Raw genomic sequence first — 19,845 nt, forward strand, 5'->3', positions numbered from 1 at the left:
GCCGGAGAACCGAACGGGTCTAGACGCGCCACCGGCAGACGCGGATCTGCGTCGAGCGGCCGGATTCCGCCGTCGGCGCCCGGCCGTTGGGCGGACTCGGGGCCCGGGACACGGAAGTGGCCGGGGCCTCCTCGCAGGACACGCGGACCTCACCGGCGTCCGGTGCGTGCCTCGTCGCGAGGTGGGTGTCGGCGGTGAGGCCCGGGGCGGTGCAGGAACCGGTGTGACCGCGATGAGGGTGCCGGGGGGAACGGTCCTCGGAGTGGTCGGTCCCGAAGGAGGCCGCGGCGGCGGTCCGCGTCCCGGCGTGGTGGTGCGCGGCTTCGCCGAGGGGGGTGAAGCAGAGCACCGCCGCGAGCAGGAGGGCGTGGGCGACGGCGGCGAGCAGAGGGATACGGGGATGGCGGGGCATGGTTCCTCCGGGTGGCACGACTCCTCGGCTCCGTGGAGGAGCGGGAGGGACGGGCACCCGCGGCGGATCGCGGGCGTGGGGGCATGCGGGCCTTGTCCGCCGCGCGGGCGCGTGCGCGGTCGGCGGGGTCCGGGGGTGGGGGCGTACTACACCCGGAGGACCGTCGAGGTTCTGGAGAAGGCCGGCCCCGACGCGACGGGCGTGGCCGTTCCGGTGCCGGCCGCGTCGCGGATTCCGGCGGCCCACGGCGCACGGGGCTGCGGCGAATATCCCGGCGCACCGGATACCGGTGCCCCTTCCGGTGTCCGTGGCGAGCATCCGTGCGTCGGTTCCGCCGAATCGTCCTCGCCGTCGGCTCCGCCCGTGGTGTGGGAGACGACGGACATGGGGGCGGGCGCGGCAAGGGCCGGCCCGTGCGGGTCTGCCCCGTGACCGGCCAGAAGGGCGAACAGCAGCCCGGCCAGGCCGAGTAGACGCCGTAGCCCCGCCGAAACGCGGGACCGCGGCGCACGCGAGCGCGGCTGGACCGTAATCACGCCGTTATGTTAGCCGCCTCTTGGAGTGAATTCGAGTTCCCTCCGGAACGTGGCGCGAATAAGTCGTGCGGGCGCTCGGTTGATTGTCTGGTTTGGAAGGGTCGGTCATAGTCTTTACTAAGAAGCTAAAAAATAAATACACCCCTCAACCACGCCCATGCGGCACGAGCCGGGTGCGGCCCCGGACCCGCCGTCCGGTCCGCGGGCCGGACAGCGTCGGAGCGCGCCGGTGGCGGCCGTCCGCCGGAGGGCCGGGGCCGCGGCAGCGGTCCCCCGCTCCCGCGCGACGGCAGGCGCCTTCCCGGTCCCGCCCGGTCGGGGGTGAGTGCTTTCGTCCTCGCCGCCGGCGGCTGCGCCTTTCTGCCGGCGGTCACCGGGTCCGCAGGGCTTCGCCGCTGCGGCCGTCCGCGGTTCCGCTCCCTTCCTTCGGGGTGCGGGGTCCGCCGGGTTCGGCCTCGGCGTCCCGGTCGGGCGGCCGGTGCGGACGTGAGGGACCGGGGCCGGGGCGTCGTCTCTGGCGCAGCGTCAGGCGGGAGGGCGCGGTGCCCGGCCGGGTCTCCCGCCTGACGCGCGGCGCCAGCCGATGCGCACGCCCCGCATGAAGGGCATGCCGCTGCGGGCGATCGACTCGTGGCGGACCTGCGTGCCGGGCTTGGGTGCGTGGAAGATCTGTCCGTTGCCTGCGTAGAAGCCGACATGGCTCTGGTCTCCGCGCACGACGACGAGGTCGCCGGGCTTCAGCGCGGCGAGGGGGTCGATGCGCGTGCCGGCGCCGGCCTGCCCCTGGGGGGTGCGCGGTATCGCCACGCCGGTCTGCCGGTACGCCCAGGACGTCAGGCCGGAGCAGCCGAACGAGGACGGGCCGCTCGCGCCCCAGACGCAGGGCATGCCGACCCGGCTCCTGGCGGCGGCGAACGCGGCGGCGGCCCGCTCGGAGGTGCTCGCCTCGGTCCCCGGGGCGGCCCGCGCGCCCGGGGCCACAGCCGCCGCGGTGCCGGCGGCGCCGCGTCGGGTGCCGGGTCGGCCGCTGCGGCCGGAGCGGCGCCGCACGGTGTCGGTGTCCGGTCGGCTCCTGCCGCGGCGGACCCGGGCTCAGGTCACCGGCCGACTCCCGGTGCCGCGCCGAGATCGGGGGGCAGGTCGCGGATGCCGCGGCGCAGGTGCTCGACGTGGTGGAGCGCCTGGTCGAGGAGTTCGGCGACGTGGTTGTCGTACAGCGCGTAGACGATCGACCGCCCCTGCCGCTCGCCGGTGACCAGGCCGAGGTTGCGCAGCAGGCGGAGCTGGTGGGAGCAGGCCGAGGGCTCCATGTCGACGGCGGCTGCGAGGTCGCCGACCGAGGCGGGCCCCTGCCGGAGCCGGGCCAGGATGTACAGCCGTGACGGCGTGGCCAGGGCCTGGAGGGTCGCGGCGACTTCCGCTGCGCCCACCGTGTCGAGCCGTTCGCGCGTACTGCTGCCGGCGTTCGTTCCATGGCCCATGAGGCCATGATACGGACGACACGTGAAGACCTGTTCAGATATTCAGCTATCGTGGCCGTGTCGTCCGTCCGCCCGTGAAGGGTTGCGCTGTCATGCCTCCTGTCCTGGAACGGCCCTCGCCGCCCGTTGCCGACACACCGTCCGCCGTCCCGCGGCGGCGCACCCGCATCCTGGCTCTCCCCGAGGCCAGGCAGGCGCTCGCGGCCCTCGTCCTGTTCCTCGCGGCCCTCCCGCTCCACCTGCTGGATGCTCCCGTGTGGCTCTGGGGCCCCCTGCTCGCGGCCACCTACGTCACCGGCGGATGGGAGCCCGGCCGGGAGGGGCTGAAGGCCCTCAGGGAGAAGTCGCTGGACGTGGACCTGCTGATGGTGGTCGCGGCCCTCGGCGCCGCCGCGATCGGCCAGGTCCTCGACGGCGCGCTGCTGGTCGTCATCTTCGCCACCTCCGGCGCCCTGGAGGCCGTCGCCACCGCCCGTACCGCCGACTCCGTGCGCGGCCTGCTCGACCTGGCACCGGAGACCGCGACGCGGATCGCGGACGACGGCACCGAGGAGTCCGTACCGGCGGACTCCCTCGCCGTGGGCGATGTCGTCCTCGTACGGCCCGGCGAGCGGATCGGCGCCGACGGCCGGGTCCTCGACGGCGCGGGGGAGGTCGACCAGGCCACCATCACCGGCGAACCGCTGCCCGCGGCCAAGCAGCCCGGTGACGAGGTGTTCGCCGGGACCCTGAACGGCTCCGGCGCGCTGCGGGTGAGGGTCGAGCGCGACCCGTCGGATTCGGTGATCGCCCGGATCGTCGCCATGGTCGAGGAAGCGGCCCGGACGAAGGCGCCGACCCAGCTGTTCATCGAGAAGGTCGAGCAGCGCTACAGCCTCGGCATGGTCGCGGCCACGTTGCTGATCTTCGTGATCCCGCTGCTCATGGGATCCGCGCTGGAGCCCACGCTGCTACGGGCGATGACCTTCATGATCGTGGCCTCGCCGTGCGCGGTGGTCCTCGCCACGATGCCGCCGCTGCTCTCGGCGATGGCCAACGCGGGCCGCCACGGAGTGCTGGTCAAGTCCGCCGTCGTCATGGAGCGGCTCGGGCAGATCGACGCGGTCGCACTCGACAAGACCGGCACCCTCACCGAAGGGGCCCCGCGGCTGACCGATCTGCGCCTCCTGGACGCGCCCGGCCTGGGCGAGAGCGGGCTCCTGCGCCTCGCGGCGTCGGCCGAGCACCCCAGTGAGCACCCCCTCGCCCGCGCGGTGGTGGAGGCCGCCCAGGCCCGTGGGCTGGACCTGGCGCCTGCGGTCGGCTTCTCCTCCGCCCCCGGCACCGGCGTCACCGCCACGGTCGACGGCCGCGCCGTCGCGGTCGGCAGCCCCGCCCGCCTCCTCGACGACCCCGCCCACCCGGCCGCCGCTCTGGTCGACGAACTGGAGGAGGAGGGGCGCGCCGCCGTTCTCGTCGTCCTCGACGGCCGCCCGGCCGGTGTGCTCGGGATCGCCGACCGCCTCCGCCCCGAGGCCGCCGCCGCCACCCGCGCCCTGGCCGAACTGACCCGCCGCGCCCCGGTCCTGGTCACCGGCGACAACCCGCGCGCCGCCGCCCGGCTCGCCGCCGAGGTCGGCATCACCGACGTGCGGGCCGGTCTCCTGCCCCAGGACAAGGTCGCCGTCGTCCGCGAACTCCAGGGCGGCGGTGCCAAGGTCCTGGTCGTCGGCGACGGCGTCAACGACGCCCCCGCGCTCGCCGCCGCCCACACCGGCATCGCCATGGGGCGAGCCGGATCCGACCTCGCCCTGGAGACCGCCGACGCCGTCGTCGTCCGCGACGAACTCGCCACCGTCGCCACCGTGGTGAACCTGTCCCGCCGCGCCCGGCGCCTCGTGATCCAGAACCTCGTCATCGCGGGCACCTTCATCGCCGTCCTGGCCGCCTGGGACCTCGTCGGCACCCTGCCCCTGCCGCTCGGCGTGGCGGGACACGAGGGGTCCACCGTCCTCGTCGGCCTCAACGGCCTGCGGCTGCTCGCCGACGGTGCCTGGCGTCGTGCCCGCCCGTCGGCTGGCCCGGACGCGCCGTGAGCGGGCGCGTGAACCGGTGGAAGGGGACCGCCCCCGCGCGGGCGGGGGCGGCCCCCGCCGAACGCTGATGGAGGGGCGGGCCCCGGCCGGACCGCGTTGCCGACCTGTTCCCGGGACGGCCCTCGGGAGGAGGGGCCCCTCCTCCCGGCCGCCATGCCCGCGAACACCGGTGCGGCACGCGGTCCGCGACGCGGTGCCGGCACTCCTCCGCGCTCGCCCCACCCGTGGTGGCCCCCGTCGCGCCACGCAACTGCTGTGCGGCGCGGGGAAGAGACGGGGGCCACCACGCGCGGGGGCGCCGCCCGGATGCCGTGGCGTCCGGCCGGGCCCCGCTCGGATCCTCCCGCAGGGCCCGGCGCCGCCGCCTGCCGTGCGCCGAGGCCCCGGGCGCAGTCGTTCAGGAGGTGTTGGGCTGTGCGCCGCCTGATCCGTGGCCGGTTCGGTCGACGATGGCGCGGACCGTCACGGGTGCGGTGCGATCGGCGATCCAGCCGCCCTCGCTGTGGCTCCCCTGGGCCAGGTACCTCGCCTGGACGTCCACGACGACGAGCGCGTTGTTGTAGCTGAAACCTTCGGCGATGCCGGGACTGGTCGTGAATTCCGGCAACACGCCGCCGAGGCCGACCTGGTCCTGGACAGCCTGCCTGGAGGGACGGCCCGTCTCCGCCGAAGCCGTGTCTCCTGACGCCGACCCGTTCCTCGCCATGGCCTCGGCCACGCCGATCCGCGTTCCCCGCCAGAGCGTGACGGTCCTGTCCGGGGCGACGGCCACCGCGTCCGCGACCTCCGCTTGCGGCGTGGGCTGCGGAAGCCTGTCGCGGTAGTACTCGTCGAAGTCGTCCGTGTCCGAGTCGTAGTTGGGATCGCTTTCGGGGAGCCGGGTCGGGCCGGTCGAGTAGCGGATCGGGCCGTCGGCAGCCGACTCGGTTCCCTCGGTCACCAGCGTCTCGAAACCGAGCGCGTAGTCCGACGCGGCTCCGGAGGACGAGGGCACCGTGTACGCCACTCCCCGGTCCAGTTCCGTCGGCCGGTTGACGACCTCCGGGGCTTCCCGCGCGCCGGCGTCCGCGACGGCTCCCGCCGTCCCTGCCACCTCGGTGCGCCCGGCGCCCGACTCGCGCGAGCCCTCCCCGCCGCGCCCGCCGCTCTCGCTGTCCACGACCCGGACCTCGCCGCCGCGCCCGGCGCCGGCCGGCCCTTCGACGGCGCCCGGCCCGAACTCGCCGCCCTCGGGCAGCCCCGAGAAGACGGCCGACAGGATGCCGAGACCGAAGTTGACCTTGTCGACGGTCGTCTCCGGGGGCGGCGCCGCGTCGGGGTCGGTGAACGGAACGTACGGACTGGTGCAGTTCGGCCCGACGCACGCGGCGGAGGCCGTGGAAGCCAGGAGGAACTGGCTGCCGAGCAAAGCCGCTGTTACGGCCCCCACCGTGGCAACGGCCGTTCTGCGGGTTCTCGTGTTCCTCACGAATTATCTCTCCTTCTGGTTGGTGTCATCCGAATCGTGGGCAACGGCGGTCTTGGGGATGCGCCTTTGCGTGTGGGGCCGAAAGGCGTGCCGTTGCGGACGCGCCCGCGGTCACCGGGCGGCTTTGTCGCTTCAGAAACGGCTGTGACGGTGCGGCCTTCGTGCGTGGGGCCGAAAGGCGTGCCGTTGGGACTGCCCGCCCGCGGTCACCGGGCGGAGAGTTGGCTCGACAGTACACGCCAAGTCCCTTCTAGGTAAGCGTTGTTGGCTTCTCTTTCCGGCGTCGTCCCCCGGTCCGGACATGGCGGAGGCGTCGTGGTGATTGCCCGAGTCGACCGCGAATCAGAGGCGGGAGTGTTACGTCCCGGCTGGGCTCCGCGGTCGGCGCGATGCGTTGGAGGCTCTCGTCCTCCTCGCCGAGGGGTTTCGGCTCACGGCCGGATGCGACGGGCGGATGGCGGGCCGTTGTCGCGCTCGCAGTCCGCTCGTGTGCGGTCAGCAGGAGCGTCCGTAACTGCCTGAGCTGCGAAAACACCGGGTCATGTGGTCAGGGTGAACGAGCCCCGCCGGGCCGGAATGCAAAGAGTGGGTAAAGCGCCGGGATGGCTGGGCGGCCGGAGTGTCTCCCCTCGCAAGACGCAGTCGACTGAGGGAGCGCAGGTCGGGATGAGGGCCGGATTCAGACGGGAAGCGACCGCCGCGGCGGTTCTTGCGGCGTTATTCGCGAGCGCCGGCGCGACGGCCGCGCCGGCTTCGGTGGACCGTTTGCACAAGAATCACGTCCTGGTGGTTGGTGTGCATGCGAAGGGCAGGGCGCATGTCGGCCCCGATGCGGTCGAAGTTGCTTTAGCCGACCGCCGCTTCACTCCCGGCATTTCGCTGAAGTCCTCCGCAGGAAACGTCTCGTGGGGGCGCTTCGAGCATCTTTCTGCGGTGCGCAAGAAGGCCGTCTGCCCTGTCGGGCTGCCCGTGGACTCACTCCCGCGCGATTCTCGCGAGAACAGGCCCGAAACCGTGCGTCTGCTGAACTCGGAGGATTTGGGGAAGGGCAAGGTCCAGGACAGCCCGCCCGCGCGGTTGCCCGGGCTTTTCTGCGGCTGGAGCGGACTGTCCGCCCCCGGTGCCTTCTCCTCCCGGCTTCAGACCGCGAGGAACACTCCGGGCGGCCCGGTCCACGCGCTGAACGCCCCTCTCGGCCTGCACCCGCGGACGCCGGCGCACCGCCGCCCGGCGGACGACCCGGACGGCAGCCCCGACGGCGTCTCCGACGATCGGGTCGCGCGCTGCGGGCACCGCGAGGCTGTCCGGTTCCGTGCGGGCGAGGACGAGGGGCACGGTGCCGTCACCTCCTCGCGGACGGCCGTCAGTTGACGGTCCCGGTCGTCCCCCGTGGCGCCGACGGCGCGGGGCCGGAGACGGCGCCGGCCGGGGAGGCCCCGGCGGCGGGCACCTCTGCCGCACCCTCCACGGAGCCCGTTCGCTCGGCCGGGCCCGTCGTGGTGGGTGACGGCGCGGCGCGGGCGGCGACGCAACCCCCGCTCCGGGTACGCCGCTCGACGACGGGCGGACGCGATGGGCGCGGGTCCCGGAGAGACGGCCGCGACCCGGCTGCCACCGGCGGCGGCACCACCGCCACCGCGCTGGACGTCACCGATGCCGACCTGGTGCCGGTCGGGGTCGTGGCACTGAAGCACACCCGACGGAAGCGCTCACGGCACCGGCGCATGGCCGGGCATGACACCGCCGTGGTGCTCGCGCGGGGTTCTGGCCACCTCGCAGGAGGCCCTGGAACGAGGCACTCCACGTCCGAGCAGGCGTCGGGGCGAAGCCGGCGTCATCTTCGAGAAAGGGACCGAATGTCCGGAACGGTCTGCCCAGATTGCTGGATCCTCATGCCGACCGAGGAATCGGCATGCCATTGCCCCGGGGCCGGGGCGAACGCGTACGAGGACCAAGACCCCTTCGCCGAGACCTGGGTCCGTCCCTATGTCAACCTGGGTGAAGGCCCCGAACACACCTCAGCCGTCCACGAGGAGCGGCCGTCGGGGGAGGCAGGCTCCGCCGGAGAGCAACGCACCGCCCCGGGGCCGGCGGCCGGCGCCATGCAGGGGGGTCTCCCGGGGCAGTCGAGGTGGTGGGCGACCCCGGAGCGAGGCGGCACGGACCCGGTAGCGGAGTCCCTGCACGGGCAGGAACCGACGACCGCCCCCCTTCCGGAACTTCTCCGTGACGACGTGCACGGGGCTCCGTGGTACGTGGAGGCGCAGCCCGTGGAGGAGGGGCACACCATCCGGTTGCACCGGGTCGACGCCAGCCGACCGCACCCGGATCCCGGTGCCGGCGCACCGGCAGACCGCCGTTCCCGGGGCAGGCACTCCTCGCACGCCCGCCCCGCCCGGTGGGGAGCGCCGGGCAGAGGCGTCGGGCTGTCGGCCGCGATCATGGCCGTGGTCGGTACCGTGGCACTGGCCCACGTGATCGCCGAACGGGCGGAAACGTACCGGCGGGTGGCGCCGATGGCGCCACCCGAATCGGTTCCGGTCCGTGACGCGTCCGCGGCGCCGACCGGTGGTCCGTCTCCCGAGACCGGCACCTCCCGGAGTCGTTCAACGCCCGGGCAGCACGACACGAAGCGCCCCGCGCTCCAGGTCACGGCGCTGTGCTGCGGTGCCCAGGGACCGGAGATCGCGGAGCTTCAGCTGTGGCTGAGGCAGATCAGGCTCTACGACGGTCTTGTCCACGGAACCTACACCCGGCGAGTGGAGCGCGCCGTGGCCGAGTACCAGAGGAGCCGGGGGATCACCGGGGACGCCGTCGGGGAGTACGGACCGGCGACCCGGGAGGCGCTACAGCGTGAGGTGCGTGCCTCCATCGGTCCCTGAACCCCGGATGCGCGCCTGCCGGAGCCGCTCGGCCTGACGCGGCGGGCACGGGCCGTACACCCGCCCGCCGGTGCCGGGAGGGTGTACCACCGGGACCGTCCGGTGTCGCAGGGCCGCGGATCCGGCACGGTGCTCGACCGCGTCGCTCATGCCCCGCCCCGTGCCGGCAGGACGGTGCACGGCCGAGGTGGGTGCGCGTGCCCCCGGGCTGATCACCGGCCGGTGCGGACACGCGGTGACGCCGGCGCGCAGCCGTGGCGGGTCGTCCCGGTGAGCGGGTCGTGCGGCTTGCCCCGGCCCGCCGGGTCCGCTGCTTCGGCCCCGGTCCCAGGGCGTCACCCGTGGGGACTCCCGCCGTGCCCCTGCCGTCGTGACGGTTCATCGTCCGGACCCGGAGAGCGCCGGTGGGGGCGCCAGCACCCTCCGTCAGCGGCGCCCCGTACCGGGCCGTGCCCGTGCGCGACGGGCACCGTCCCGCGACCGCGCTTCCTCGGCACCCCCCTTCTCCGCGCCTCCTGGGACGTCACCGTCCGCAGCCGGTGCGGAGCGCTGGGAGGCCGCACATCGCTGCGGCCGTAGGGGATCTCCGTGCGCCGTCCCGTCGGGCCGGTCCGCAGCCCGGCGCTGGTCCCCGGTGGGGTCGACGACGGGGCCTCGGTCACGGTGCGGGGCGACGGTGATGCGGATGCGGTGACCCCTCGGTCGAGGCGGACGGTGACGGACAGGAGACCGGCCCGGGCACTCGGCTCGGCGGCTGCCTCCAGGACATCGGACCGTCGGCAGCAGCTGCGCAGGCAGGCTCGCCGGAAGCCCGCGTGGCCACGGGCCCTTCGGACCTCCCGGGGACCTGGCTCCCCGGGGCGACGGCGTAGAGGGCCAGCCCGACTGCGGAGGCGACGGCCAACGACGCCCCGGCCGCCGTGACGGCGTGTGCCGCGACCACCGGGTGAGCGGCTCCGGTGGCGGACGTCGCGCCGCCACCCCCGACTCCGGCCGCGGGGGTGGCGGCCGTCGTCGCGCAGGAGGAGACGTGCCGCTGGGCACCCCAGAGCATCAGGGTGCCCGGGAGTACGGCCCGCAGCCGGGAGTTGACATCCTTCAGGTCGCGGAACGCCCTGCGGCAGGCAGGGCACTCCGCGAGGTGGTGGTTCAGGGAACGTCCCGTGGGCCTGCGTCGGCGCAGGGCGGCGGCCATGAGCGCGGAGTGTCTTCGGCACTGGTCCGACGCGTTCGGGCCGTGGGCGTGCTCGGCGAGGTAGGCCTCCCGCAAGCCCTCGCGCGCCCGTTCCGCCAGAGACCACACACCGCTGGGGCTCAGCCCCAGGACGCCCCCCACGTCCGTCGCGCTCTCCTCCTCGACGAGGGTGAGCCAGAGGACGGCCTGCCATCGGGCCGGCAGCGAGCGGAAGCAGCGTACGACGAGATCGTCCTCCAGGCCGCGCAGCGCGAACACTTCCCCGCTCTCGTCCGCGGGGGCCTGACGCCCTGCCTCGACATCGTCCGTCAGCTCCGCGCGCCGGGCGGTCTGCGCCCAGTTCATCGCCGTCGTGCGCACCACGGTGAGCAGGTAGGGCCGCCAGGGACCGGTGGGCCCCCTGCCCGCGCGCACGGCCTCCAGCGTCCTTGCGAAGGCCTCGGCGGCCAGGTCCTCCGCGGTGTGCGCGTCACGGCAGCAGGTCCGTGCGTAGGCCAGCACGGCACCGTGGTGGCGGGCGTAGACCTCGGCCATGGCCGAGGCCCCGGAACCGCAACGAATCGCTGCGGCCAGGTCCGTGTCCGGGCGGTCGGCGAACGGCCGCTCCGCGTGCTCACTCATCGTGCTCCTTGTTCGACGGATGTGGACACGCCGGCCGGCGCCGGCGGTCGCCGGGGAGGCGGGACCCGCCCGACGGGTCCGACGCGCCGCGGCCTTCCGGGCGGAGGGGCGCTCCGCGAGAGGAACGCCGGTGGCGTCGGTCCACTGCGCGAAGGAGCCGGGTCCGGGCCCGGGTGGGCAGCCCCGACGTGACGGTGCCTGCCTCCCCCGCCGAGTCGTGCCCTGCCACCTCCTGCGTGCTCCGTCCGGGCCCCTCGGACCTCCGGGGCCGAGGGCCGGGTGCCGCACGTCCCGAGGGGGAGGCTCCGCGACGACGGCACCCCGGGGCTCAGCCGGTGCCGGTTCGGGACCTGCGCCGGAGCGCCAGCACTCCGCCGCCGGCTCCGAGGAGGATCAGCCCCGCCAGGGCGTACGGGCCGACGGCACCGGCACCGGTGCGTGCCAGTGCGCCATCCTGCTCCCGTGCCGGCGCCCCGGCGGCCTGGGCGACGCCGTTCGCCGGCGTCTCGGACGGGGGGACCGAGAGCGTGGCGCTCGTACTCGGCGAAGGGGCCTCGTCCCCGGCGGCTGACGGCGAAGCGGGTGCGGCTTCGCTCGGCACGGCGCTCTTCTCCGCCGGTGCGCTCGGGGAGGAGCCGGGGGCGGGGGTCTGCTGCTCGGTGCAGTCGCGGGTGCCTCCGTTCCACGCAGCGATCAGCCTGCTCCTGATCACCGGGCGGTCCGGCCCCTTGGGAAGCAGGCCGTGCTGCCAGCCGTCCTCGGCGCCGAGCAGTCCGTCGTACTTCACATTGCTGCGGTAGAGGTCTATCTGGGCGTAGCACCCGGCATCCGGCACGGCGGTGCGGAGCGTGCCCACCGTGCCGGCCGCCACCGTGGTGGTGTCCCAGGCGTGGAAGACCTGCTCGCCGGATTCCTTCCAGCTGGGCCCGTGGGTGCGGTAGGAGGCCAGGGACGCGGTGCAGGTGCCTTCACCCGCGCTCGCCCGGACGTGGATGCGGACCGTCCCGTCGTGCTCGGGACGCAGCTTCGAAGGCCCGACCCTGACCTTGCGCTGCCATGCCCGGCCGTCGAGTGAGAACTCGCATGCCCCGGGGGGGACCACCGTTCCCTCACCCTCGCCGGGTGCGTAGCCCGCGGCACTGTCCTTGTTCCAGCCGTCGCCGCCCGGGGGGCCGTCCGCCCGGGCCGGGGCGGACAGCGCGGCCGTGAAGGTCAGCGCGATGGCACCGCAGGCGAGTGTGCGCAATGTCGTGCGGCGGCGTAGCTCGTACATCGGCTTCCTCGGGTCCTTTCGTTTCGCCGTAGGGGTTCACCGGGAGGGAGGCGCGTGCTCCGCGGGGATCCCGCGACGTTGCGTACTCGTTACCTGTGGGCGACCGGGAGGCCCGGACGCCGCAGGTCTGCACGCGGCAGTGGCTCCCGGGGCCGAACGGCCAGGCCCGTGCGCCGCCTTGCTCGTCGGGCCTGCACGCGGGCGGGTCGCACCGCGCCGGCGTCGTTCACCGGCGGCACGCTGCGGGGCGTGGCTGCCGCCTGTTCGTGTGGGGGTGGGCCGGCGTTCCGGGTCCGCCCTCCGGCACCGTCGGCCGCGGAATCCGGTGCGGGCCCGACGGGCCGGCGACGAGACCCGGGGCCCGTGCAGGAGCCGATGCACCCCGCCCGCTGCGCAGCTCGCGCAGGGGTACCGAGCGGCGCTCGCGCCCGCGGGGCACCGCGGCTGCCGGAGCACCCCGGAGCAGGTACCCGCTCCGGGGGCCTGTCCTCACTCCCGCAGGGAGGTTCCGGTGCGCCTTCCGCCTCTGGGGCCCCCGCCGCCGGGGTGCCGGGCGGGGCGCAGGCGTACCCGCTCAGGCCCTGCCGTGCGCCTTCTGGGCCTGCCGCACCAGGGAGTCGACGACCACGGCGGCCAGCAGCACTCCTCCCGTGATCATGAACTGCACGGCGGCCTGGATGCCCAGCAGGGCCATGCCGGAGGCGATCGACTGGATGACCAGGATGCCGAGGAAGGCGGACCAGGTCGTGCCGTGCCCGCCGAACAGGCTGACGCCGCCGATGACGGCCGCGGCGATGGCGTTGAGCAGCAGCAGGCCGGTGCCCGAGGTCTGGCTGGCCGACGTGATGCGCGAGGCCAGGAACAGGCCGCCGACCACCGCCATGGACGCGGAGACCGCGAACACCGAGATCCGCACCCGCACGATGTTGACGCCCACCCGCCGCGCCGCCTCGGCACCGCCGCCGACGGCGTAGACCCGGCGTCCGTACGGTGTGCGGCGCAGCAGGAGGTCCAGCCCCGCCACGACGACGAGGAAGATCAGGAGGGCGAGCGGCAGGCCCCGGAACTGGTTGAGGACATAGGCGGCCCCGAACACGATCAGCCCCACCACGCCCGTGCGCAGCGCGATCTCGGCGAGGGAACGGCACGGCATCCCGGTGGCCCTGCGGTGCCGCCTGTCCCGGTACGAGGCGAGGAAGTACACGGCCGTGCCGAGCGCCGCCACGCCGTACGCCACGGCGACGTTGCCGAAGTAGTGGCTGGTCAACGTGGCGACCAGGCCCTCGTCGTCGAGGTTGACCGTGCCGCTGGTCCCCAGCAGGTACAGCATCAGGCCGCTCCAGCCGAGCAGTCCCGCCAGCGTCACCACGAACGCGGGCACACCGACCCTGGCGAAGAAGAACCCCTGCACCAGTCCGATGGCCGTGCCGCAGAGGACCGCCACGATGACGGCGAGCCACTCCGCCATGCCGTTCTGCACGTTGAGCACGGCGAACACGACCGCCCCGAAGCCGCTGACGGAGCCGACCGACAGGTCGATCTCGCCGACCAGCAGCACGAAGACGATGCCGACCGCGATCAGCCCGGTGCCGACGATGTCGACGCTCAGGTTGGAGAGGTTGCGCGGCGAGAGGAAGTTGCTGTTGAGGCTCTGGAAGATCACCCAGATCAGCAGGAGCCCCAGGACGACCGGGACCGAGCCGAACTCGCCGCTGCTCATCCGGTGACGGACGGTCTCGGCGTGGCCCTTGAGGTCGATCCGGCGCCCGCTCACCGCTCCGCCTCCCCCGGGCGCGGGGTGCGGCGGGTCACGGCGTCCCCCGTGGCGCCCGTGATGGAGGCGATGATCTGCTCGTGGGACGTGGTGTTCACATCGAAGAGGCCGTTGTTGCGCCCCAGGCGGAGTACCGCGGCGAGGTCGGCCACGGCCTTGACGTCGCCCATGTTGTGGCTGATGAGGAGCACGCCCAGGCCGTGGTCGCGCATCCGCTCGACCAGGTCGAGCACCTGGGCGGTCTGCTGGACGCCGAGGGAGGCGGTGGGCTCGTCGAGGAGCACCACCCGGGGATCGCCGAGAAGCGAACGGGCGATGGCGACCGTCTGCCGCTGGCCTCCGGAGAGGGCCGCCACCGGGACGCGTACGTTGGGGATGCGGATGGCCAGGGTGCTCAGCAGGTCGCGGGTGCGGCGCTCCATCTCCACCTCGTCGAGGATGCCGATCCGCCGGATCTCGCGGCCGAGGAAGAGGTTGCCGACGACGTCGAGGTTGTCGCACAGCGCCAGGTCCTGGTAGACGGTGGCGATGCCCAGGTCGGTGGCGTCGCGCGGGCGCCTGACGTGCACGGGCTCGCCCTGCCACTCGACGACGCCCCGGTCCGCCAGGCTCACTCCCGCGATCACCTTGACGAGGGTCGACTTGCCGGCGCCGTTGTCGCCCATCAGGGCGACCACCTCACCGGCGCGGATCGTCAGATCGACGTCCGCGAGCGCCTGGACGGCGCCGAAGTGCTTGGAGACGCCGCGCAGGGCCAGGAGGGGAGGAACCGCCACGGGTACGCACCTCCTTCCCGTCCGATTACGACGTGAGTCCGGCCCTCTCGCAAGCCGGGGCGTACTTCGGGGTGCAGATCTGATCAATCGTGTACATGCCGTCCCTGACGAGGGTGTCCGCGATGTTGCCGACGTTCACGGCTACGGGGGTGAGCAGGACGGCCGGGATCCCCTCGTCGGTCGTGTTGTCGATCTCGTCCCCGGCGACGGCACCGACGGGCTCGCCGCGGCTCAGCGCGACGGCTATCGCGGCGGCGGCACGGGCCTGCGGGGCGAAGGGCTTGTACACGGTCATGGTCTGCTCGCCCTCGACGATCCGCTGTACGGCGGCGAGCTCGGCGTCCTGGCCGGTGACGGGGGGCAGCGGGCTGATGTGGTTGGCCTTGAGGGCCGTGATGATGCCGAACGCGAGCGCGTCGTTGGCCGAGTACACGCCGTCGATGCTGTCCGGCCCGAGGGCGGCGACGGCACCGGTCATGTTCCTGTGGGCGTTCTCCGACCGCCAGCCGACGGTGTCGTACGACTTGCCGATTCTCACCTCACCCGCCAGGACGGACAGCGCACCCTCCTCGAACCAGGCCGAGTTGGGGTCGGCCGGGTCCCCGTTCATCATGACGATCTGCGGTCGGTCGGCCTTGTCGCCCATGGCCTCCAGCAGCGCCTCGCCCTGGAGCCTGCCGACCTCCGCGCCGTCGAACGAGACGTACGCCGCGATCGGGCCCTCGGCGAGCCGGTCGTAGGAGACGACCGGCACGTTCGCGTCGGCCGCGTTCCGCACCGAGCTCTGCAGCGCCGCCGAGTCGACGGGGTCGAGGATCAGCACGTCCACCCCCTGGGTGATCATGGTCTCGATCTGCCCCTGCTGGGTGGCCACGTTGCCCTGGGCGTTGGCGTACTCGATGGTGCAGTCGGGACAGAGCTCCCCGACCCGGTCCTCGATGAGGGGCCGGTCGAAGTTCTCCCAGCGGGCCGTGTAGGAGTCGGGCAGCAGGAGGCCGATCTTCGCTGGTCCCCCCGCACCGCCGCCCTGTTCGGGAGCGGAGCCCGAATGCGCCGCCTGCCCGCAGGCGGCCAGGCCCGTGACGAGCGTCAGCACGGCCAGGAGGGCGGCGGCCCTGCCCGGACGGCTCCGCAGCTCTGGGTTGCGCACGCGAACCACGCCCTCACTCCGTCCGGCCGCCCGGCCGCTGCTCCGGCTCCCCGGTGCCGGGCTCGTCCTGGGGCACGACGATCTCGCTCCACACCTGCTTGCCCCCGCTGACCGGCACCGACCCCCAGGCCGCCGACATCGCCTCGACGAGGAGGATGCCGCGGCCCCCGGTGGCCTCCCAGTCCACGATCACCGGCTTGGCCGGCGCCCGCGGCGACGAGTCCGACACCGCGATCCGCAGCCGGTCCCCGGCGCGGGTGAGGTCCAGGCGCACCGCGCCGTGGGTGTGCACCAGAGCGTTGGTGACCAACTCCGAGACGATCAGCAGGACGACGTCGGCGTCCTGCGTCACGTCCCACGCGCGCAGGGTGCGCGCGGTGAAGCGGCGCGCGTGCATGACCGCGTCCGGCAGCCGCCACGCCGTCCAGCCGACCCGGACCGGCCGGACCTTCATCCCGTCGTAGCGCAGGATCAGCAGCGCCACGTCGTCGTCGCGCCGGCCGGGACCACCGAGCAGCGCGTCGGCCACCCGGCCGGCGTCGGACGGGTCGGTGGCGGCGAGCACGTCGCGCACGCGGCGGGTGCCCTCGTCCAGATCAAGGCTCGCGGACTCGACCAGGCCGTCGGTCATCATGGCGACGACGGCGCCCGGGGCGAGCTCGACCGAGGTGAGGGGGAAGTCGGCCTCGCCGAGCACTCCCAGCGGCGGCCCGCCCTCCGCGGCCACCTCCTCGGTGGTGCCGTCCGGATGCCGCACCAGCGGCTGCAGGTGCCCGGCCCGCACGATCCAGGCCACGCCCTCCTCCATGTCCAGCTCGACGTAGCAGCAGGTGGCGAACAGGTCGGTCTCCATGCCGACGAGCAGCCGGTTGGCGTGGGAGAGGACCACGTCGGGCGGATGGCCCTCCACCGCGTAGGCCCGGATCGCCGTGCGCATCTGGCCCATGATCGTCGCGGCTCCGGCGCTGTGCCCCTGCACGTCCCCGATGACCAGGGCCGCCCGGCCGTCGGTCAGCGGGATGACGTCGTACCAGTCCCCGCCCACTTCGAGCCCGGTCATCGCCGGCAGGTAGCGGGCCACGGCCACCCCGCCGGGGAGCGTCGGGAGGCTGCGGGGCAGCAGGCTGCGCTGCAGCATGGTGGCGAGCTCGTGCCTGGCGTCGTAGGCGTGCGCGCGCATCAGGGCCTGGCCCACCAGACCCGCCGTCGCGGTCAGCAGCGACCGCTCCTCGGGGCTGAACGCGTGCTCCCGGTCCCAGCCGACCAGGCACACGCCGACCACCCGGCCCTGGGCGGGCAGCGGAAGGACGGCGAGACCGCCGGGCCCGACACCCGCGAGCCCGGGCTCCAGGTCGGTTCCCGCGGCCCACAGGCTCGTACGCCCCTCGCGCAGCACGGTCTCCAGCGTGGGCAGGACGCGGGTCGGGGCGTCCGGCCACTCGCCGCGCCACTCGGACCGCCAGGATTCCGGCCAGGCCCTGGGGTCCGGCGGGTCGAGCACCGTGACCACCATCCGATCGGCCTCGATCTCCGCGAGCGCCATCCGGTCGGCGCCCAGCGGCTCACGCAACGCGGCCACCATCGCCCGGCTGACGTCCCGGACGGTCATCGCGTCGGCGAGCACGGCGGACAGCCACTGGACCCGCGAGACCTCGTCGGCCCGGGGCCGCAGGTGCGAGGCGTCGGCCACCACCCCGAGCACGCGCTCCGGCCTGCCGGCGGCGTCGGCGAGCACCCGGCAGCGCAGCCGCAGCCAGCGCAGTTCACCGGTCGGCCGCCGGACGCGGAACTCCAGCTCGCGGCTGCCGGAAGCCATCCGACCGGGCTCGACGACGGACATCAGGGCGGGCACGTCGTCCGGGACGGTGTGCGCGAGCAGGGTCGCCACCTGGCCGTCGAACGCGTCCGGGGCGATGCCGACCAGGCTGAGCAACCGTGCGTCGGCGTTGATCCGACCGGTGCTCAGGGCCAGGGTGAACGAGCCGACGTCGAGGTGGTCCAGGGCCGACTGCGCCCCTGACGACATCGTGGGACCGCGGGCCGGGGGCTCCTCCGGCGGGCGGTCCGGCCGCTCCTCCGGGTGGCCACCGCCCGGTCCGCCCGGGCCGCCGCCCGCATGGAGGCGCGCGGCGACCTGGTCGGCGTACAGCTCCAGAAAGCCCCGGCGGTCGCCGTCGAAGCCGTCGGCGTCGTCGTCCACGACGACCAGGCAGCCCAGCCGCCTGCCGTCCGCGCCCAGGGGCACCACACCCAGTGACATGCCCGGCGGCAGGGCCCCGGGACCGCTGTCGCCGTAGGCCGCGAGCTCCGCGGAGCCCAGCCACAACGGCCAGCCCCGCTGGTAGGCATCCGCCACGGCGGACCGCCCCGTCAGGGTGTAGCCCGTCGGCAGCCCGTACCGGGCGACGGGGCCGCCGACGGTTCCTGCCAGCCGCAGCTCGTCCCCTTCGCCCACCGTGTAGACAGCCGCCAGCGCCGTCCCCGCGAAGGTCCGAACCTGCGCGGGGACGGCCTGCTCCGCCGGGTGCGGCCGATCTGCCCCGGCGTCGCGCGACCCGGCCCTCAGTCCCGACCGGGGCCCGGGAACGCCGGCCCCGGCACCGTCATCATTGGGCATCTCGTCATCCCACCGTCACCCCCCGCTGCGAGTCCTGGCAGGCAAGGGCGTGAAAGGCGCTCACACCTCTCAGAATGGCACAGCCCTGGGAACCCGCCACGGCTCGCGCGGCACCGCGGGCGCCGGGCACCACCGCGCAGCGGCGGTTCCCGACGCGGACGCTGCCTGCGGTCCTTCGCCCCCGGGACCGCCGCGGTCTGATCCAAGCCGCGAAATGCCCTCGACCGGCCGCTCGGCCGCCCGGACGCGACGTTGACGGAGCGAAGGGTGGAACACTCGATTCCGGAGAGGCAGGCTGTATCCATGCGAGCGCGCTTTCGCAGCACAGCCGCACCGCCAGGCGTGGACAGCCGCAACCGGTCCCTCGTCCGATTCGCGCGGTGGGTCCCGTTCGCGGTCGTGCTGATCGCGCTGGTCATCGAGTTCTCACCGGCCAACTTCCTGGTCACCGGCACCTTCCTCACCGCGATGCCGGCGGTGGCCGCGTTGACGATGGGGCCGAAGGGCATCCTCTCGGTGACCGCTCTCGCCCTCTTCACCGACCTGGTCTCGCCCGCGTACGACCACGCGTACTACAGCAACATCGCGAGTCTGCTCCTGGTGTCCCTGGCCAGCGTCACGATGAGCAACGCCATCCGCACACGCAGGGAGGACGAACTCGACCAGGTCCGCCGGATCGCCATGGCAGCCCAGGAGGCCATCCTGCATCCGGTACCCGCACGGCTGGGACCGGTGCGGGCGGCCAGCATGTACCTGGCCGCCGAGACGGGGGCGCAGATCGGCGGCGACCTCTACGAGGCCGTGCAGACGAGGTACGGGGTCCGGCTGATCGTGGGAGACGTCCGGGGCAAGGGGCTGCCTGCCGTGCGTGCGGCCGCAGCCGTGCTGAGCGCGTTCCGGGTGACCGCGCACTACGAGGAGGAACTCGCTCAGGTGATGAACCACTGCGAGGCCGCGCTGCGCCAGGAGCGTGCCGTGCCCGGTGCGGTCGGCCAGGAGGTCCTGCTGGAGGGCTTCGTCACCGTGCTCATCGCCCAGGTGTCCGACACACCCGAGGTCCAGGTCGTCAACCGCGGCCACCCGCCACCACTGGTACTGCGCCGGGGCAAGGTCCGGGCCCTGATGCCCGCCTCACCGCTGCCGCCCCTCGGCCTGGACGACCTCTTCACCGCTCCTCCCGCGAGGGCGGAGAGCCACCCCTTCGCACCCGGCGACCGCCTGCTGCTGTACACGGACGGCGTGATCGAAGCCCGCGGCCCCGACGACCACGACTTCTTCGCCCTGCCCGAGGCCATGGAGGCCGTGCGCCCCTGCACCCCCCGGGAGTTCCTGGAAGAACTCCACCGCGGACTGATCCGCCACACCGCCGACCGCCTGGCGGACGACGCGGCGATGCTCCTCGTCGACCGTCTCGGCGAAGACGAGGCCGACGAGCAGCCGGCGCAGCCGCCGTCCCCCGGGTGACGGGCCGGCAGCTCCCGGGCCCCGTCCCGCGCCTGGCGGGATCCGCCCCCAGGGGAGGCGCTCCCTACCGTGTCGGCGGGTTGATTCTGGTCCTTCGCACGATCGGAGACCCGGGGGGCCC

The 19,845-nt window shown here is 74.0% G+C and carries 13 protein-coding genes and 1 pseudogene; 4 read left to right on the forward strand and 10 right to left on the reverse strand.

Features of this window, described 5'->3' with window-relative positions; all coding sequences use genetic code 11:
• Positions 1–19: 19 nt before the first annotated feature.
• From NPS70_RS17530 to NPS70_RS17540, 3 genes and pseudogenes are all read right to left on the reverse strand, one after another.
• A complete protein-coding gene (locus tag NPS70_RS17530) occupies positions 20–412 on the reverse strand; it encodes a hypothetical protein (protein ID WP_256525223.1) in 393 nt (130 codons plus the stop codon).
• Between the two features lie 1,061 nt (positions 413–1,473).
• A pseudogene (locus NPS70_RS17535) lies at positions 1,474–1,902 on the reverse strand (C40 family peptidase); the annotation flags it as partial.
• A 143-nt stretch (positions 1,903–2,045) separates the two neighbouring features.
• On the reverse strand, positions 2,046–2,429 hold the full coding sequence (locus tag NPS70_RS17540; protein WP_256525224.1) for a helix-turn-helix transcriptional regulator: 384 nt from the start codon (positions 2,427–2,429) through the stop codon (positions 2,046–2,048).
• Positions 2,430–2,521: 92 nt separating this feature from the next.
• On the opposite strand from NPS70_RS17540, the gene NPS70_RS17545 reads away from it, so the two are divergent.
• Positions 2,522–4,504 carry a heavy metal translocating P-type ATPase gene (locus tag NPS70_RS17545; RefSeq protein ID WP_256525225.1) on the forward strand — a complete coding sequence of 661 codons (1,983 nt, stop codon included), beginning with the start codon at positions 2,522–2,524 and terminating at the stop codon, positions 4,502–4,504.
• 397 nt (positions 4,505–4,901) lie between these two features.
• On the opposite strand, the gene NPS70_RS17550 is transcribed toward NPS70_RS17545, so the two are convergent.
• Positions 4,902–5,972 carry a DUF4765 family protein gene (locus NPS70_RS17550; protein WP_256525226.1) on the reverse strand — a complete coding sequence of 357 codons (1,071 nt, stop codon included), beginning with the start codon at positions 5,970–5,972 and terminating at the stop codon, positions 4,902–4,904.
• A gap of 666 nt (positions 5,973–6,638) precedes the next feature.
• Here NPS70_RS17550 and NPS70_RS17555 point away from each other — a divergent pair.
• Together NPS70_RS17555 and NPS70_RS17560 are read left to right on the forward strand one after the other, a co-directional pair.
• Positions 6,639–7,343 (forward strand): hypothetical protein, encoded by a 705-nt coding sequence (locus NPS70_RS17555; RefSeq protein ID WP_256525227.1) that lies wholly within the window; start codon positions 6,639–6,641, stop codon positions 7,341–7,343.
• Positions 7,344–8,413: 1,070 nt separating this feature from the next.
• Positions 8,414–8,854: a peptidoglycan-binding protein gene (locus NPS70_RS17560; RefSeq protein ID WP_256525228.1), complete on the forward strand. Its 441-nt coding sequence runs from the start codon at positions 8,414–8,416 to the stop codon at positions 8,852–8,854.
• A 658-nt stretch (positions 8,855–9,512) separates the two neighbouring features.
• Here the strand turns inward: NPS70_RS17560 and NPS70_RS17565 are convergent.
• The 6 genes from NPS70_RS17565 to NPS70_RS17590 all read right to left on the reverse strand — a co-directional run bounded on the left by NPS70_RS17565 (position 9,513) and on the right by NPS70_RS17590 (position 18,260).
• On the reverse strand, positions 9,513–10,670 hold the full coding sequence (locus NPS70_RS17565) for an RNA polymerase sigma factor (protein WP_256525229.1): 1,158 nt from the start codon (positions 10,668–10,670) through the stop codon (positions 9,513–9,515).
• Positions 10,671–10,998: 328 nt separating this feature from the next.
• Positions 10,999–11,943 (reverse strand): hypothetical protein, encoded by a 945-nt coding sequence (locus NPS70_RS17570; protein WP_256525230.1) that lies wholly within the window; start codon positions 11,941–11,943, stop codon positions 10,999–11,001.
• Positions 11,944–12,517: 574 nt separating this feature from the next.
• Positions 12,518–13,717, reverse strand: a complete 1,200-nt coding sequence (locus NPS70_RS17575; protein WP_374212018.1) for a sugar ABC transporter permease — start codon at positions 13,715–13,717, stop codon at positions 12,518–12,520.
• Positions 13,714–14,493: an ATP-binding cassette domain-containing protein gene (locus NPS70_RS17580; RefSeq protein ID WP_256525231.1), complete on the reverse strand. Its 780-nt coding sequence runs from the start codon at positions 14,491–14,493 to the stop codon at positions 13,714–13,716. Before NPS70_RS17580 ends, NPS70_RS17575 begins: the two co-directional genes overlap by 4 nt.
• 25 nt (positions 14,494–14,518) lie before the next feature.
• Positions 14,519–15,643: a sugar ABC transporter substrate-binding protein gene (locus NPS70_RS17585; RefSeq protein ID WP_256525232.1), complete on the reverse strand. Its 1,125-nt coding sequence runs from the start codon at positions 15,641–15,643 to the stop codon at positions 14,519–14,521.
• 13 nt (positions 15,644–15,656) lie between these two features.
• The gene (locus tag NPS70_RS17590; RefSeq protein ID WP_256525233.1) at positions 15,657–18,260 is read right to left on the reverse strand and encodes a SpoIIE family protein phosphatase; all 2,604 of its coding nucleotides are present in this window, start codon (positions 18,258–18,260) and stop codon (positions 15,657–15,659) included.
• Positions 18,261–18,563: 303 nt separating this feature from the next.
• Here NPS70_RS17590 and NPS70_RS17595 point away from each other — a divergent pair, with 303 nt between their 5' ends.
• Positions 18,564–19,724 carry a PP2C family protein-serine/threonine phosphatase gene (locus tag NPS70_RS17595; protein ID WP_256525234.1) on the forward strand — a complete coding sequence of 387 codons (1,161 nt, stop codon included), beginning with the start codon at positions 18,564–18,566 and terminating at the stop codon, positions 19,722–19,724.
• Positions 19,725–19,845: the final 121 nt, after the last annotated feature.

It is taken from the genome of Streptomyces sp. C10-9-1 (genome assembly GCF_024497955.1).
Lineage (GTDB): Bacteria > Actinomycetota > Actinomycetes > Streptomycetales > Streptomycetaceae > Streptomyces > Streptomyces sanyensis.